Source organism: Ruegeria sp. AA3 (genome assembly GCF_056542905.1).
On the sequence record NZ_JBQGAQ010000004.1, the window covers coordinates 154577 to 171262 of the forward strand.

Genomic DNA, 16686 nt, shown 5'->3' on the forward strand with positions numbered 1-16686 from the left:
CCCGCCAGTCAGCCAGCGGGGTGTAATAAGCTCAAACAGTTCCGCCCAAGCTGCCTTCCAACTCGACCATTTCCTGACCACCGGCCATCAGGTCCTGCAGTTCTTCCGGGGTGATCTGGCCACGCTGCGCTGTGCCTAGCGTCTGGCCACGGTTTAGGACCGTGAATCGGTCACCCACTGCCAATGCATGACGAACGTTATGGGTGATGAAGACAACGGCAATGCCCTGCTTGCGCACTTTGTCGATCGTCGCCAGCACGTTGGCCGTTTGGCGCACACCAAGGGCCGAAGTCGGTTCGTCCAAGATCAACACCTTAGCCCCGAAATGCACAGCACGCGCAATGGCAACAGTTTGGCGTTCACCACCCGACAACGTGCCAACCGCTTGATCGGGTCCGCGCAGGTTGATGCCCATCTTCTTCATCTCTTCCATCGTGACCTTGTTGGCATAGTCATGATCGAAAAGCTGGATAGGACCGACCTTCTTGACCGGCTCGTTGCCCATGAAGAAGTTGCGAGAAACCGACATCAAAGGGATCATCGCCAAATGCTGGTGCACTGTCGCGATCCCGGCTTCGATTGCATCGCGCGGGTCCGCGAAATGCATGGGGTGGCCTTCAAACAGAATCTCGCCATGCGTGGGCTGGTGTACCCCGGACATGGTTTTGATGAAGGTCGACTTACCCGCGCCGTTATCGCCAAGAAGACAATGACATTCACCGGGGAACACATCCACCGAGACACCTGCCAGTGCGATCACGCTGCCAAAGTGCTTTTCGATGTTCTTCATCTGGATGATGGGTGCATGTTCGGGATTCATATCAACGCTCCCCTGTGATGATGCGGCGGATATAGGTGTTCAGGATCACGGCCCCCAGAAGGATCACACCCAGGAACACCCGGAACAGCGAGCTTTCGACCCCGGCAAAGAACAAGCCCTGCTGCACCACGCCGAAAATCAACGCGCCCAACGCCGCCCCAAGTACCGAGCCGTATCCTCCAGTCAGAAGCGCGCCACCGATGACCACAGCAATGATCGCTTCGAACTCTTTCAGCAGACCCCGATCGGCACCAGCGGATCCGAACTCCATGACCTGACAGACGGCAAAGATCGTGGCGCAGAAGGCGGTGAACATGAACATCAGAATTTTGACCCGGTTCACGGGAACACCCGAGTTACGGGCCGCCTCAGCATCACCACCCGACGCGAAAATCCAGTTTCCGAATTTGGTCTTGGTCAGCAACACATGGCCAAAGATGATCAACACGATCGCCCAGACGATCAGCATCGGAACCCCATCCACGACGGGCTGACCTTGACGCGTGCCGCGTTCGAACACGGCGATGATCCCGGCGTCCCCCATCCACTGAAAGAAGCCTTGCAGGATTTTGCCGCCAAAGATTGGCGCCAGCCAATCACCCTCGGCCGCGTCCTTTACACCACCAATGATGGTTTTGCGTTCGATCACCTGTGGCAGGAAGATTGTGAAACCACGCAGGATAAACAAGAAGGCCAGGGTGACAATGAAGCTGGGAAGCCCAGTACGGATCACGATCCAACCATTCAGCGCCCCAATTGCCAATGCCATGGCGAAGGTAACGATGATGGCCATCCAGACCGGCCAGGCCAGTGTGACCGAGAAGATTGCGATCATCATCCCTGAAAAGCCGATCATCGAACCGACTGACAGGTCAAACTCACCGGCGATCATAAGAAGACAAGCACCCACGGCGATGATCATGAACTGCGCTGATACAACCGACCAGTTCATCATGCCCTGTGCGTTAAACATTCCGCTGTCGAAAGCAAACAGCAGGAAAAAGGTGAACACAGCGACCGTGCCGACCATCCCGCCAAGTTCTGGCCGGATCAGCGCCTTGCGCAGCGGAGAAATCTCTTTGATCCGTTCGTCGGTTACAGCCGTATTTTGAGCAGACTCGCTCATAAGAACGCCCCTCCGAGTTATGCAGTGATTTTGCGTCTGAAAGTCAAAACGGGCACCCCATGCTCAGGGTGCCCGCGTTTAAAGAATTAGCGGTACTCGCCAGCGAATTCTTCGATTTTGCTCAGACCGTCTGCAGTTACGAAACCGGGGCCCGAGTTGATGTTGTTGCCTGGCAGAACGCCGTAGCGGTGGTAGTTTGCCATAACAACTACCGGCAGATATGCCTGCAGGAAGGGTTGCTGGTCGATACCCCACTGGATCACGCCGGACTTGATGCCTTTGACGATTTCACCACCCAAATCGAAGGTGCCGAAATAGATGTCACCAGCCATGCCGTTTTCTTCCAGGGCCAGGATGGTCGGATCAGCCGAGGTCGGGCCAAGCGTCAGCACGGCATCCGTATCCGGATTCGCCGATAGATAGGCCAGCACGCGGTTTTTGATTTCGGCAGGGTCCTGACCGGCGTCAATCATCTGATCGCCCAGTTCGATCCCCAGACCGTCTGCAAAACCCTGGCAGCGTTCCTGGCTGGAGGGTTGCACGATATAGTGGTTCACGCACAGGAATGAGCCGATTCCGTCGCCCTTGGCCCGCTGACCTGCGGCGAATCCGGCGTCATATTCGGGCTGACCCACATACATCAGCGCGCCAACTTCACGCGCTTGATCCGGGGTGCCGGTATTCATGATGATCACGTCTACACCCGAATCCACGGCCGATTTGATTGGACCACTCAACACGTCATAGTCCGCCAGCGTGGTAATGATCCCATTCGGTCCCGAAGCCGCGGCCTGATCGATGATCCGCGCCATATCGGCAAGGTCGCCAGTAGGCGGGTTGCGATATTCAACCTCGACACCCATCTGGTCGCCCGCAAGCGCGATACCATTCTTGATGGTATTCCACCAGCTGTCGCTGTCAGGGGCGTGGCTAACCAGAATGTATTTCTCACCCTCAGCCGCAGCGCTCGTGGCTGCGATCAAAGGCGTCGCTGCGACGACAGCGGCCAGTGCCAGCTTCTTCGTCAGTGAAGTCATAATGTCCTCCCAAAACATATCGTTTTCCCGGAACGAGGTTTTTTCTCCGAACCTCTCCGACTCGATTTAGAACATATCTGATATCTTTTTGCAACCGGTTGCAAAACATATTGGAAGTGTTTCATACTGTATCTGCCAGAGAATACGGGTAAAAGGGCTGCTAAAAACTTAGAAAGGTCAGGCGGAATATGGCTGTCACATTGAAAGAGGTTGCAGAACGCGCGGGGGTTTCCCGGTCCGCTGTGTCGCGCACTTTCACCGATGGAGCCTCGGTTTCCGACAAAATGCGTCGCAAGGTTGAGAAGGCCGCGCGTGAGCTGGGATACAGCCCAAACGCCCTGGCATCCTCGCTGACAACAGGACGTACAAAACTGATCGGACTGGTCTCGAACAACTTTCACAACCCTATTTTTCTTGAAGTCTTCGACCTTTTTACCCGCGGCCTGCAGGACCGCGGCCTGCGCCCGTTGCTGGTGAACCTAACCGATGAGGTAGATCCCGCAAACTCGGTTCGTATGCTGCGACAGTATTCGGTTGATGGCGTCGTGGTGGCATCCTCGACGTTGCCACCTGGTTTTGCCAAAGCGTTTCGCGATGCAGGTGTACCGGTGGTTCACAGTTTCGGCAGGTCCTCTTCGTCACCCCAGGTTCATGTTGTGGGCATCGACAACGTGGAATGCGGGCGCATGGCGGCGCGCGAACTTGTTGCACGCGGATATGGAAAGGTGGCCTTTCTTGGCGGACCCGAAGCCGCAACTTCTACACAAGATCGCCATGCGGGCTTCATGTCAGAAATGGCGCTGCACCCTCAGATCACTGTGACCTGCTCATTTGCCGAGGCCTACTCATTCGACGCAGGTCGTCAGGAAATGCTGAGCCTTTTGAAGTCTGAACGGGCTGATGCCTATTTCTGCGGTGATGACGTATTGTCCATCGGAGTGTTGTCCGCGATTTTGGATAGTGGCCTAAACGTGCCCGAGGATATTGGCATCATTGGCCTGAACGACATGGAAATGGCGCGGTGGGAGAATATCGACCTCACCACGATCCATCAGCCAATCCGCCAGATCGTCAGTTCCTCGATCGAGTTGATGGTGGCGACCCTGAACGAGCCTGACCGATACCCTGAAGCGCGCATCTTTCCCTGCTCGGTGGTGGAACGGGGCACGTTGCGCCCCGTCCCTTAAATTTATCGGAACATCGGTGGGCGCGCATCCATCCACACGCTGCCCTGTTTTGCCGACTCGACCGCAGTATGCACCGCTGCCATCGACCGCACGCCGTCTGCAGCATTCGGCAGACCGTCACGGGTTTCTCCGGATATGGCATCCGCCAGATCGCAATATATATTGGCAACCGCCAACGGGAACCCTTCAGGATGCGCAATCGCCACGCGGCTTAGGCGCTGAGCCTCTTCGTGCAAACCGCCCTCACCTTTTTCGATGATCTGCATGCGACCGCCAACAGGCGTATAGATCAACTGATTTGGCTGCTCGGACGCCCAGCGCAAGCCGCCTGTTTCCCCAAACACCTGAATGTCGAACCCGTGCTGCCGACCGATGGCGACAGACGATGTCCACAGCCGACCGACCGCGCCTTTTTGCGTCCTGAAATTGACCATGGCGTCATCTTCCAGTTCGCGGCTACCAATGGTGGATGCGAAATCCGCCGACAGAGTCTCAACCTCATCATCGGCGATAAAACCAGCCATATGCATTGCATGGATTCCACAATCGGCGAACTGCCCGGACACGCCCGCCATCGCCGGATCATAGCGCCAGCGGACGCGCGGATTGTCGGCATCAGTGGCATCCCCATGATGGCCATGGCTGAAATTGGTGACGACAAGACGGACCTTACCAATCTCACCGGCGCGCACCATCGCACGGGCCTGACGCACCATCGGATAGGCCGAATAGCAATAGTTTACCGCGCAAATCTTGCCGGATTTCTCGGCAACTTTGACGATCTCTTCGCCCTCCTCCACGGTCATGGTCATGGGTTTTTCGCAAAGCACATTGAACCCGGCCTCAAGGAATGCCTTGGTGATCTCAAAATGCGTGGCATTGGGCGTGGCCACGGTGACCAGATCGATCCGGTCTTCGCGCCCGCGCTCACCTGCCAACATCTCGGTCCAATCGCCATAGGCACGGTCTGCCGCGATGCCCAACCTTTGCGCGTATTCGCGACCAACATCGGGCCGGTGATCCAGCGCCCCAGCAGCGAATTCGAAATGCCCGTCCGCCAGCGCGCCCAAGCGGTGCGCCGGTCCGATCTGGCTGCCTTCGCCGCCGCCAATCATGCCCCATTTCAGCTTGGTCATCGTCTTGGCCTCCTCAATTGAAACCAATGGATTCGAGGTATTCGCGGTTCTTCCGCGCGTCGCCGACTGGATCAGGATCGAGTGTAGGATCGCAGTCCTGTTCAACCGTGCACCACCCGGTGAAGCCTGCATCCAGCAGCACCTGACGGACCGACGGGAAGTCCACGTCGCCTTCACCCAGATTGCAGAAAATCCCCTGCCCGCAGGCATCGTAAAAGCCCGTCCGGTTGGCAATGACATCCGCCTTCACGGTTGGCGAAATATCCTTGAAGTGCATATACGAGATCCGATCAACGTAGCGCTGCATGAAGCCAACCGGATCAAACCCGGCATAAGAATGATGCCCGGTGTCGAAGCAGATTTTCAGAAGGTTTTCATCGACTTCATCCAGCAATCGAATGAGTTCCGGCTCAAAGTCCATGAAACCTGCCGCATGGGCGTGCATGCCCACCGTCAGCCCGTATTCTTCCGCGCCAATGCGTGCGCTTTCGGCGATCCGGTCGCGATATGCCGTCCACTCGGCCTTATCCATCTGCTCGGCTTCATCGGCGCGACCTGCGGTTGGTGCGCGACGGGGTGAGATCGCATCGATCAACACCAGATGCTGCGCCCCGTGCGCCTTCAACGCGCGGGCGGTACGATGAGTGGCATCCAGCACATCCTCCCACGCGTTGGGGTCATGATAGTTGCGGAACACCACGCCCCCGATCAATTCCAGATCATGCTCGGCAAGCGCATCGGCCAGAACTGCTGGGTCTTCAGGCATAAAGCCCACTGGGCCCAGTTCGATGCCCTTGTACCCAGCCTCGGCACAGTCGCTGAGAACGGTTTTCCAATGCGGATTGCGCGGGTCCTGCGCGAATTCCACGCCCCAGGAACAGGGCGCATTACCAATTCTGATGCTCATCTTGTCTTGTCTCCGATGCTCAGAAATCTTCGATGTTTTTCCAGTTTTCATCCGACGACGACGCCAGCGCCGCAGCAACGATCCGGTTGACCTCATGCCCGTCACGGAAGGTCGGCCAAACAGGCTTGCCTGTCTCGATCGCGCGTAGGAAATCACGCGCTTCGATGATGATCTGATCCTGATAGCCCGTGCCATGGCCAGGGCCCTGACAGAATGGCTCATAGTCCGGATGGGCGGGGCCGGTCAGGATTTTGCGGAAACCGCGTTCGGACTCGGGGCCTTCCATGCGGTAGAGCCACAATGCGTTCTGATCCTCCTGATCAAACCGGATCGCACCCTTGGTACCGCTGATCTCGTAGGCGTATCCCATCTTGCGTCCGGTCGCGATGCGGCTGAAATACATCGACCCCATCGCTCCGTTAGCGAAGCGAACCATCATCTGGGCGTGATCGTCGTTATCCACTTCACCACCCGGGCGGGTTTTATGAACCGTTTCAACCTCAGCCATCACGCGCTCGATTGGCCCAATTAGGGCTAGCGCCGCGTTTATCATGTGTGGCGCCAGATCGCCCATCGTCCCGTTGGACATTCCAGATGTGCGCCAGGTCGCCGGTGCCTGCGGGTCGGCATAAAAATCTTCGGTATGCTCGCCGCGAAACCATGTGACGTCACCGATCTCACCATTGGCGATCAACTGACGAGAATGTTGGCTGGCGGGTGTGCGGATATAGTTGAATCCGACCATGTTGGTCAGACCTGAGGCCTCTGCCGCAGCCACCATGGCATCGCCATCTTCCATCGATGCGCCCAGGGGTTTCTCGCATAAAACCGGCTTACCCAGCGCAAAGGCTGCCAGAGCAATCTCGCGATGCGTTTCCTGAGGGGTAGCGATCACGACCGCCTCGACCTTCGGATCGCTCACAAGCTCGCGCCAGCTATCTGTCGAACGCGCGAATCCATAAGATTGACGATAACGCTCAGCACTTTCTTGAGATGATGCACACACCATCTCAAGTCGCGGGCGCAAAGCGGTGTTGAACACTGCCCCGACCGAAGACATAGCGACCGCATGGGCCTTACCCATATACCCGCCGCCCAGAATGCCAATGCCGATATCTGCCATTCCGACGCCCTCCTCCGCTTTTTCTTGAAAACCATTTGCAACCGGTTGCAAAACTTGTATCGTGAGAATAGGACTCTCGCAAGCTGCATTCGGCATTGCACCTCAATTTTCCTAAAGGAGCCCGCAGACATGTCCGCGCAACATGACACTGTTTACCTGACAACGGCGCAGGCGATCATTCGCTGGCTGTCGAACCAATTTATCGAGATCGACGGACAGGAATATCGTTTATGTGGCGGGGGTTTTGGGATTTTCGGCCATGGCAACGTGACCTGCCTGGGAGAGGCCCTGAATCCCGTGCGGGATGAGTTGCCACTCTATCGTGGGCAGAATGAACAGAGCATGGGATTCGCGGCCGCAGGCTATGCCAAACAATGGCTGCGTCAGCGATTCATGTTCTGCACCGCCAGCGCGGGGCCCGGTACTGCGAATCTGCTGACCGCCGCCGGGCTTGCCCATGCCAATCGCTTGCCGATGCTGATGCTGTGCGGGGATACATTCATCACCCGCTTGCCTGACCCGGTTCTGCAGCAGATGGAAAACTACTATGACCCGACCTTCGGCGTGAACGACGCCTTCAAGCCGGTCAGCCGCTATTGGGACCGCATCACGCATCCGGCACAGGTCATTCAATCTCTGCCCGCCGCCATTGCGACGATGCTGGACCCGGGCGATTGCGGGCCTGCTTTCCTCGGGTTGCCGCAAGACGTGCAGGGTTGGACCTATGACTACCCGGTGAAGTTCTTTGAAAAGAAAGTGCATCGCATTCGCCGCCAATCGCCCGATGCGGATGAGATCGCTGATGCGGTTGCCGCGCTGGCAGGCGCGAAACGCCCCATGATCATCGCAGGCGGCGGCGTTCAGTATTCCAAAGCTGTCACCGAACTGACGGAGTTTGCCGAGAAGCACCAGATCCCGGTCGTCGAAACCATCGCAGGCCGCGCCAACATGCTGGCAACCCATCCGCTGAATATCGGCCCGATTGGCGTGACGGGTTCAGACAGTGCCAATGCGATTGCAGAAAAGGCCGATGTGATCGTCGCGGTCGGCACGCGGCTACAGGATTTCACAACCGGATCGTGGACCGCCTTTGCCAAGGACGCTCAGTTCATCTCGATCAATGCAGCGCGGCATGATGCAGGCAAGCACATGTCCTTGCCAGTTGTGGGGGATGCAAAGTTATCTTTGAAGTCTCTAACACAGTCAGTTGACTATACCGCTTCTGCTGAATGGGTCTCGTTTGCGCAGGAAAAACGGCACAAGTGGAATGCCTATGTGGCCGAGAATGTGTCCTACGGAAATCGTCCGAATTCCTACGCTCAAGCCATCGGCGTTGTGAACGAGCTGTGCGACACGCGCGACCGTGTGGTTGCCGCTGCTGGGGGATTGCCCGCCGAGGTTACAGCTAACTGGCGCACTCTGGATATCGGTACAGTCGATGTCGAGTTCGGCTTTTCCTGCATGGGCTATGAGATCGCAGGCGCCTGGGGTGCGCGCATTGCCCAATCCGAGCGCGAGCCCGACAAAGACACCATCACCTTCTGCGGTGACGGCTCGTACATGATGTTGAATTCAGACATCTATTCCTCGGTCCTGAGCCGTAAAAAGATGATTGTTCTGGTGCTGGACAATGGCGGCTTTGCAGTCATCAACAAGCTTCAGAACAACACAGGCAACGAAAGCTTCAACAACCTGCTGGAAGATTGCCCAACCATCCCGGAACCCTTCGGGGTTGATTTCAAGGCCCATGCCACCGCGATGGGAGCGACGGCCGAGAAGGTGGCGAACCCAGCGGAGCTGGCCGAGGCATTCAAACGCGCCAAAGCCAGCGACAAAACCTATGTGATCGTGATGGATGTGGACGCCTATGAAGGTTGGACGACCGAAGGACATGCCTGGTGGGAGGTTGGAACCCCTCATACCTCGGCCGATGAAAACGTGCGCAATGCCCATGTTGAATGGGAAACCACGCGTGAAAAGCAGCGTAAGGGTATCTGATGAAACGGTTTACAGCAGAGACAGCCGATCCTGACGTCATCGTTGATGAGTTGCTGAATGGCGGCGGAGCGGTTGCCATCTCAGGCCTGTTCACACCCGAGGAAATCGCCGAGGCCCGCGCGATCGTCATGGAGCATTCCGAGGCGGCGGCCGAGAAAGTGACGCATTTTCAGGGGGCCGCAGAAGAAGATGGCAAGCTGAACCTGCAACGCCGTGTGTGGAACCTTTTGGCGAAGGGTGACGTGTTTTCTCGCATGGCCGCTCACCCGGTTTTGATGAAGATCCTCCGCAAGTTTCTGGGGACCGAGTTCATCATGGGCTCGATCGCTGCCAACCGCATCCTACCGGGCGGTCCGGGGCAAGAGCCGCATGTCGACTATCCCTATTGGGATTTTCACAGCCCCGAAACGCATCCCATAGGTCTGAATGGGTCATTTCCGATGAACGCGCAGGTCTCGGTTTTGCTGGACCCGTTCACTAAGGAAAGCGGCGCGACCGGCTATGTACCCGGATCGCAGAAAGAGCTGCGGTATCCCACACCTGAAGACAAGTTCTTCGACAAATGCGAGCAGATGACCGGTGAGCCCGGCGATGTTGCTCTTTTCTATGGCGTGACATGGCATTGCGCGATGCCAAACAATGCAGATCACGACCGCAGTGCGATCCTGATCCAGTACCTGCCCAAATGGGTCAAACCGATGGAAGATATGCCTGCTGCGCTACCGCAAGATTTCCTCAATCAAGCAAGCCCCGACATGCGGCAATTGCTGGGTCTGAACTATCCCTACCCCGAGGTGCTTGATGCTGCGCGGGCAGGCAATACCGAGGGGCGCAAGTGACACTAATCAAAGGCATAAAAGGCAACCGCTTTGCCGTGTTCGGACGCGCGGGTATGGATTTGTTTGCTGGTCCCATCGGCACCAAAAGCGTTGATGCGGATACGTTCCATGCCGATCTGGGCGGCTCAAGCGCCAATATCTGCGCGGGGCTGGTCAAGCTTGGCGGTCAAGCCGCGTTGGTTACATCTGTATCAGATGATGCAGTCGGCCGATTCTGTGTGAACCAGCTGCAGGATTATGGCGTTGAAACGCGATATGTCCGTGCTGTGGGCGGCGAGGCGCGTACGTCCTTGGCTGTCTACGAAAGCTGCATCGAAGACTTTCAGAATGTCATCTACCGCAACGGCGCCGCCGATTTTCAGGTGACCGAAGCTGATATGGATGCGGTGGATTATACCTCGTTTTCTGCCCTGATCACGGCAGGCACAGTGTTTGCGGCAGAGCCTTCACGCTCGGCTACGTTTCGCGCGTTTGAAAACGCGCGCGCCGCTGGTTTACCAGTGATCTTCGACATTGATTATCGTCCCTATAGTTGGCCCTCGGCGCAGGTGGCCTCAGATGTTCTGACCCGCGCTGGGAACGAAAGTGATCTAATCGTCGGCAACGACGAAGAATTCGGCTTTATGGCGGGCGGCATTGAAAAGGGGCTAGACAAAGCCCGTGAACTGGCTGCCAACGGCAAGATGGTGGTCTACAAGATGGGCCATGAAGGGGCCATCACCCTGACCGACGGGCAAGAGATCCGCACCGGCATCTACCCGGTCACCGCTGTGAAACCCAATGGCGCGGGCGACAGCTTCCTGGCCGGTCTGCTGGCCTCAATCGCGGCGGGGCATGACCTGCGCGACGCAGTGCTGCGCGGCTCGGCCTGCGCGTCCATCGTCGTATCGAAACCCGGTTGCGCCGGGGCTATGCCGACCACGCCTGAACTTGACGATTTTCTGGCCCGACACCCGGGCCCCACGGATACCTGAAAGGAGACGCAGATGCATATCGCGCCCCATGACAACCAGAACAAACCTATTGTCGATGCCGACAATGATCTGGTGCCGCTGAACTATTTCAACATCGTCAAGCTAAAAAAGGGCGAAGTGTTCGAATACGCGGTACCTGGCTATGAGACTTGCATTGTGCCTGCCACTGGCACTGTAGATGTGGATGTGGACGGAGCGATTTATACCAACCTCGGCAACCGCACCATCGACGTCTGGGATGGCGACCCCGAAGGTGTCTATGTACCCGTCGGCGCTAAGGTTCGCATTACTTGCGTGACGGACGAGACCGAGACCTTCATAGCGGGCGCTAAGTTCGACCGCGTGCTTGAGCCTTTTGATGTCCGCGTGCCCGAGCTGGATCTGGTTCAATACGGTTCTGACGACACCAAAACGCACCGCAAGATCAAACACATTCTTGGCGCAAACCACCACGACAAGGTGGGCCGCCTGCTGGTGTCTGAACTTTTCACCGTGGGTCAAGGCGGTTGGTCTGGTTTTCCTAGCCACAAACACGACACCGACCGCAAAGGTGACGATGGCGAGATGATCGAAACCCGCCATGACGAGACCTACAATTTCCGCTTCCGGCCCGACTATGGCTCGGGCATCCAGATGCTCCAGCGTGAGGACAACAAGCCGGGCGATGCCTATCACATCATGGATGGTTCAACGATCATGATCGACAAAGGCTATCACCCTTGCGCGGTTCTGCCGGGGTACGAAATGTACTATTTCACCATCCTCGGCGGCCTCAGCCAGCGCTCGCTAAAACAGTACTTCCAACCGACCCATGCAGCCCAGCTGCACACCATCCCCGGAATCATGGACATGGTGGCCAAGTTCAAATGAGCCTTGTGACATTATCGGACGCGCTGCAACCCGCGCTGCGTGACGGCTATGCCGTGGCCGGGCTGGTGACTTTGGGCTGGGAGGATATGCGCGCCTATGTGGCCGCCGCAGAGGCCGAAGATGTGCCGATCATCCTACAAGCCGGTCCATCCTGCCGCGAACACACGCCGCTGCCGGTTCTGGGCAAGATGTTCCGCCATTTGGCCGAGGGGGCAGGCGTACCTGTCGTGGCCCATCTGGATCACGGATACACCCACGAAGACTGCCGCATCGCCATCGACAGCGGTTTCACCTCGGTCATGTTCGACGGCTCGCGCAAGCCATTGGAGCAGAACATTGCCGAGACCGCAGCGATTGCCGAAATGGCCCATTCTGCCGGTGTTTCCTGCGAAGGTGAAATCGGTTTTGTTGGCTATTCCGGCGGCGAGGGTTCGGACGGCACTGATCCGGATGAGGCCGCGCAATTCGCCCATGAGACCGGCGTCGACGCGATGGCGATCTCGGTCGGCAACGTCCATCTGCAGCAGAATAAAGAAGGTGGCTTGGACGAGGCCCGCATCCGCGCTATCGAAGCTGTGACTGAAGTACCGCTGGTGATCCATGGCGGTTCAGGGGTACCGGTCACACAGCGCTCTGCTCTGGCACGCGGGTCGAAGATCTGCAAATTCAACATCGGAACCGAATTGCGAATGGCATTTGGTAATGCCTTGCGTACTGCCGTAAATGCCGACCCGGACAGGTTCGACCGCGTTCAAATCTTGAAAGAAACACATGAACCGGTGGTCGAGGCGACACGCCGGGTTCTACAAGCCTTCAAAGGGGCATGAGATGCTGAATATCGGCTTACTGGGCTGCGGACGGATCGGGCAAGTTCATGCGCGCTCGATCGGGCAGATTGATGGCGCGCGAGTCAGCGCGGTGGCAGATGCGTTTGCGGAGCCGGCTCAGATGCTGGCCGACAATACCGGTGCACAGGCCCTGTCGGCGGAAGATCTGATTGAAAGTGCGGATGTTGACGCTGTGGTCATCGGCACCCCGACCGATACCCACTACGATCTGATCCACAAAGCCGCGAATGCTGGCAAAGCGATCTTCTGCGAAAAGCCAGTTGATATGTCCGCAAGCCGCATCCGCAACTGCATCAAAGTTGTCGAAGCCACCGGCGTGCCATTCATGACGGCCTTCAACCGCCGCTTTGATCCCAGCTTTGCCAATATCCAGTCCCGCATCGCCAACGGCGAAATCGGAAACGTCGAGATTGTCACCATCCTGTCCCGCGACCCCTCGCCGCCACCAATCAGCTATATCGAAAGCTCGGGTGGGCTGTTCCGCGATATGATGATCCACGATCTGGATATGGCGCGCTTCCTGCTGGGTGAAGAACCAATCAGCGTCTACGCGGTTGGCTCATCACTGGTCGACCCCGAGATCGGCAAGGCCGGAGATGTCGATACCGCTGCTGTCACCCTGACCACGGCGAGCGGCAAGATTTGCCAGATTTCAAACTCGCGCCGGGCAAGCTATGGCTATGATCAACGCATTGAAGTTCATGGTGAGAAGGGCATGTTGCGGGCTGAAAACATGCTGGAAAATGCGGTCGAGATTGCGACACCTGCCGGGTTTCAGAAAGCCCCCGCGCAACATTTCTTCCTTGAGCGATATGAAAGTGCCTATCGGGCAGAAATGGGACACTTCGTTGATGCGGTGTCTCGCGCATCCTCTCCCTCTCCGGGTATCGTTGACGGGTTACGGGCGCAGGAACTGGCAGATGCGGCAGACACTTCCTTGAAGCAGGGATCGGTTGTGAAGCTCGCGTAATGCCTCACACACTGAAATGAGGGATAAGGTACGACGCGCTGCACTCGTACCCCCTCAAGAAATCATCAGACATCCTCCAAGCGCGCCGTAACTGTTTAGTATCTGCATGAGATGTCCGGAATGTGTCTGAAAGATAAAATTTTTCGGACATTGGGAAAACCGAAATACTTGGTTACTCGCTTCGAGCACGCGGCACGCCTTGGAGCCAGTGTTGCGATCATTTGCAGATACAGAGCCAAGTTTGGCGGGATGAACGTTCGGGTGCGAAGGTGCTGCGAGCGCAGCGGAACGAGAACAACTGTCTGTGACGGATGTTGGCGGCTGTCATGCTAGGTAACGGGGTAATGAAGTCCTTCACGAGCAATGGCGGGAAATGGAGAATGAACGTCGCCAGTCCGACTATCCATTTGCAGGTAGGTGATCGCCCGAAATCACTGTAAAGCGTCGTTTGGACATTCTGCCGTCTACGCCAATCTCAACCGTGCCACCCAGACTGTTTCGCCTGAGCTACTCAAGGGCTCCATTCAGCAAGCCTCGACCGGCCCTCTAATCTACAGAAAGAAATGAGGATCGATGCTACATCCAGTCGGCCCGGATCAACGTGCTAGATCACGCCATGGGAGATCCGGCGCGGAACCAAAGCTGATCTCAAACTACCCACAAGACCTTGAAGGGTTGGCCACTTTGGTTCCAATAGATTCAAATAAACGGGTTCGTTGGACGGCCCTTCTCGTGTTACAAGCTATTAATTCATTGCGGTAATTCCGAAATATCAACTGGGAGACATGGCAAAGCTCACCAGTGGAGCTTGCAAATCTAATCGGGCTAACAGCAGAATAACCCATGTTTGCAATTATCTCGCAAAACTTTGGGCGACTACGCTTGAATTTCCTAAGTGCAATCAAAAAATGAACGTCTCTTAACAAAAAAATTTTTAGGCATTTTAGGGATCTGGCACCAGATCAGTGGATGTGCAGGTCGAACGAATTGCCATAGACTCTGGCTGTACGCAGGAAAGCTGTTATGTTTCCCCCAAGCCAACGGGGAACGCTGCCAAATATACATCAGTACAAAACAAGAAGCAGCTGCAAAATCCCCTCGAGCCAACAGGGACAAATAAACATGAATAATCGTTTGCGCAAAATCACCATCGTTGGGGGTGGTACAGCCGGTTGGATGACCGCGCTGATCTTGGACATGGTGTTTTCACGCACTTCGGCGCCTAAGGATCGTCCGCGTATTTGCCTGATCGAGAGCCCCAATATCTCAACCGTGGGCGTTGGGGAAGCGACTGTACCGCGTATGCCGGTCACGCTCCGCCAGGCGGGTATTGCCGAGAGGGATTTTTTCCGCGAAACCAACGCGTCATTCAAGCTGGGTGTGAAGTTCTGTAACTGGAACAACGACGCAAAGGGCAATCGCATTGATTATGTAAACCCGTTTGCGCATGGTCAATTGCTGGAAGGGTTGGAAGCAGCCGAGTATTTCCTACGATTTGGCAATGGCGATCGGGATTTTACGCAATCGATCTCGCCGCATGATGATCTTGCTCGCCTGTGCAAAGGGGCGCGGCCCTTAGGTGCGCCCGAATTCGAGCAGCGGTTTGGCTATGCCTATCATTTGGATGCCGTGAAATTTGCGGGTATGTTGACCAAAGTCTGCACCAAGCGTGGCGTTGAACATATTCAGGACGAAGTTCAATCGGTCGAGCTGGATGAACACGGTAACGTCAGTCATTTGATGTTAGAGCGCAAGGGCCGCCATGACATCGAGATGGTCATTGATTGCACCGGCTTCCGCGGGTTGATCATCAATCAGGCGCTGGGCGAGCCATTTATGGATTATTCCGAATACCTGCCCAACGATCGCGCCATGGCATTGCAGATCGAACATCCCGATCCGGAGAAGATCGAAAGCGTCACGCGGTCGACGGCGCTTGGTGCAGGTTGGACGTGGCGGGTGCCACTCTACAATCGCGTGGGCACGGGCTATGTGTATTCATCGGCGCATCGTACCGATGATCAAGCGGCGGATGAATATCTGGAGTGGCTGGGTGATAGCGGCAAGGGTCTGACACCCCGCGTGATCCCGATGCGCGTCGGCCGCGTACGCAATGCGTGGGTCAAGAACTGTCTTGCGATCGGTCTGTCTGGTGGCTTCATAGAACCGCTTGAAAGTACCGCAATCCATATGATCGATCATGCAATACGCTGGTTCGCTGAGCATTTGCCGACACGCGATATCGAGCCAGCGCTGCGCAATCGGTATAACCGTCAGATGAACAAGCTCTACGACGAAGTTCTAGATTTCATCTGTCTGCACTACCGATTGGGGAACCGCACCGATGATCAATACTGGATCGACGCCCGCACCGAGATGAAAATCCCGGATCGGTTGGCTGAGAACCTAGAGCTGTGGCAGCACCGTCTGCCGATGGAACACGATATCGAGTTTGCAACGCTGTTCAACTTCCGCGTTTATCAGACCGTCCTTTTGGGCAAGCAGGTTTATGATACCGGCTATGGCGCGGGCATACGCGATCGCATTCGGCCGTTGAAGAAACCGATTTGGTTCCAGTGGTGGAAAGGTGCGAAAATGGACCTCGCGCAGATCCTCAAATCAATGCCAGATCACAAAACGTTGCTGCGCGATATCCGAGGAGAGCTGGAGAAACCCGCCTTTGGTAAAGCGGCTGTTGCGAAACCAACAGTCGCGATGCCGGGCACCGCTCCGGCTCCTGTGGTTGTGCAGAACATGCCGAACTTCGCCGAAATTCAAAGTGGCGCGAAGGACTTGCAGCTATTCTAGGGCAGTATTGAAAACGCAGCAGAGCGTCTTCCAATACGTTGTA

General features: G+C 56.4%; 14 protein-coding genes. 8 read left to right on the forward strand and 6 right to left on the reverse strand.

Annotation, left to right across the window (positions count from 1 at the left end; translation table 11 throughout):
• Positions 1-31 precede the first annotated feature (31 nt).
• The 3 genes from ACR0JR_RS09310 to ACR0JR_RS09320 form a co-directional block, all read right to left on the reverse strand.
• Complete coding sequence (locus ACR0JR_RS09310; protein WP_010438358.1) at positions 32-820, reverse strand: ATP-binding cassette domain-containing protein; 789 nt, start codon at positions 818-820, stop codon at positions 32-34.
• A gap of 1 nt (position 821) precedes the next feature.
• Positions 822-1946: an ABC transporter permease gene (locus ACR0JR_RS09315; RefSeq protein WP_010438354.1), complete on the reverse strand. Its 1125-nt coding sequence runs from the start codon at positions 1944-1946 to the stop codon at positions 822-824.
• An 86-nt stretch (positions 1947-2032) separates the two neighbouring features.
• A complete protein-coding gene (locus tag ACR0JR_RS09320; RefSeq protein WP_029621694.1) occupies positions 2033-2983 on the reverse strand; it encodes a sugar ABC transporter substrate-binding protein in 951 nt (316 codons plus the stop codon).
• Positions 2984-3171: 188 nt separating this feature from the next.
• On the opposite strand from ACR0JR_RS09320, the gene ACR0JR_RS09325 reads away from it, so the two are divergent.
• A complete protein-coding gene (locus tag ACR0JR_RS09325) occupies positions 3172-4170 on the forward strand; it encodes a LacI family DNA-binding transcriptional regulator (protein WP_010438347.1) in 999 nt (332 codons plus the stop codon).
• 2 nt (positions 4171-4172) lie between these two features.
• Here the strand turns inward: ACR0JR_RS09325 and ACR0JR_RS09330 are convergent, their stop codons facing one another.
• From ACR0JR_RS09330 to ACR0JR_RS09340, 3 genes are read right to left on the reverse strand one after another with little or no spacing between them, the layout of a single operon-like run.
• Positions 4173-5306 (reverse strand): Gfo/Idh/MocA family protein, encoded by a 1134-nt coding sequence (locus ACR0JR_RS09330; RefSeq protein ID WP_170780226.1) that lies wholly within the window; start codon positions 5304-5306, stop codon positions 4173-4175.
• 13 nt (positions 5307-5319) lie between these two features.
• Positions 5320-6213, reverse strand: a complete 894-nt coding sequence (locus tag ACR0JR_RS09335; protein ID WP_170471485.1) for a TIM barrel protein — start codon at positions 6211-6213, stop codon at positions 5320-5322.
• A gap of 19 nt (positions 6214-6232) precedes the next feature.
• Positions 6233-7336: a Gfo/Idh/MocA family protein gene (locus ACR0JR_RS09340; RefSeq protein WP_480455932.1), complete on the reverse strand. Its 1104-nt coding sequence runs from the start codon at positions 7334-7336 to the stop codon at positions 6233-6235.
• A gap of 129 nt (positions 7337-7465) precedes the next feature.
• Here ACR0JR_RS09340 and iolD point away from each other — a divergent pair, with 129 nt between their 5' ends.
• The 7 genes from iolD to ACR0JR_RS09375 all read left to right on the forward strand — a co-directional run bounded on the left by iolD (position 7466) and on the right by ACR0JR_RS09375 (position 16643).
• Positions 7466-9334 carry a 3D-(3,5/4)-trihydroxycyclohexane-1,2-dione acylhydrolase (decyclizing) gene (gene iolD / locus ACR0JR_RS09345; RefSeq protein WP_480455933.1) on the forward strand — a complete coding sequence of 623 codons (1869 nt, stop codon included), beginning with the start codon at positions 7466-7468 and terminating at the stop codon, positions 9332-9334.
• On the forward strand, positions 9334-10173 hold the full coding sequence (locus tag ACR0JR_RS09350; RefSeq protein WP_480455934.1) for a phytanoyl-CoA dioxygenase family protein: 840 nt from the start codon (positions 9334-9336) through the stop codon (positions 10171-10173). Before iolD ends, ACR0JR_RS09350 begins: the two co-directional genes overlap by 1 nt.
• A complete protein-coding gene (gene iolC, locus ACR0JR_RS09355) occupies positions 10170-11147 on the forward strand; it encodes a 5-dehydro-2-deoxygluconokinase (RefSeq protein ID WP_480455935.1) in 978 nt (325 codons plus the stop codon). The genes ACR0JR_RS09350 and iolC overlap by 4 nt, the downstream gene beginning before the upstream one ends.
• Before the next feature lie 12 nt (positions 11148-11159).
• Positions 11160-12017 (forward strand): 5-deoxy-glucuronate isomerase, encoded by an 858-nt coding sequence (locus ACR0JR_RS09360; RefSeq protein ID WP_010438328.1) that lies wholly within the window; start codon positions 11160-11162, stop codon positions 12015-12017.
• Entirely contained in the window at positions 12014-12844 is an 831-nt protein-coding gene (locus ACR0JR_RS09365) for a class II fructose-bisphosphate aldolase (protein ID WP_480455936.1), read from the forward strand. The genes ACR0JR_RS09360 and ACR0JR_RS09365 overlap by 4 nt, the downstream gene beginning before the upstream one ends.
• Position 12845: 1 nt before the next feature.
• Positions 12846-13835 carry an inositol 2-dehydrogenase gene (gene iolG, locus ACR0JR_RS09370; RefSeq protein WP_480456043.1) on the forward strand — a complete coding sequence of 330 codons (990 nt, stop codon included), beginning with the start codon at positions 12846-12848 and terminating at the stop codon, positions 13833-13835.
• Between the two features lie 1122 nt (positions 13836-14957).
• Complete coding sequence (locus tag ACR0JR_RS09375) at positions 14958-16643, forward strand: tryptophan halogenase family protein (protein WP_480455938.1); 1686 nt, start codon at positions 14958-14960, stop codon at positions 16641-16643.
• Positions 16644-16686: the final 43 nt, after the last annotated feature.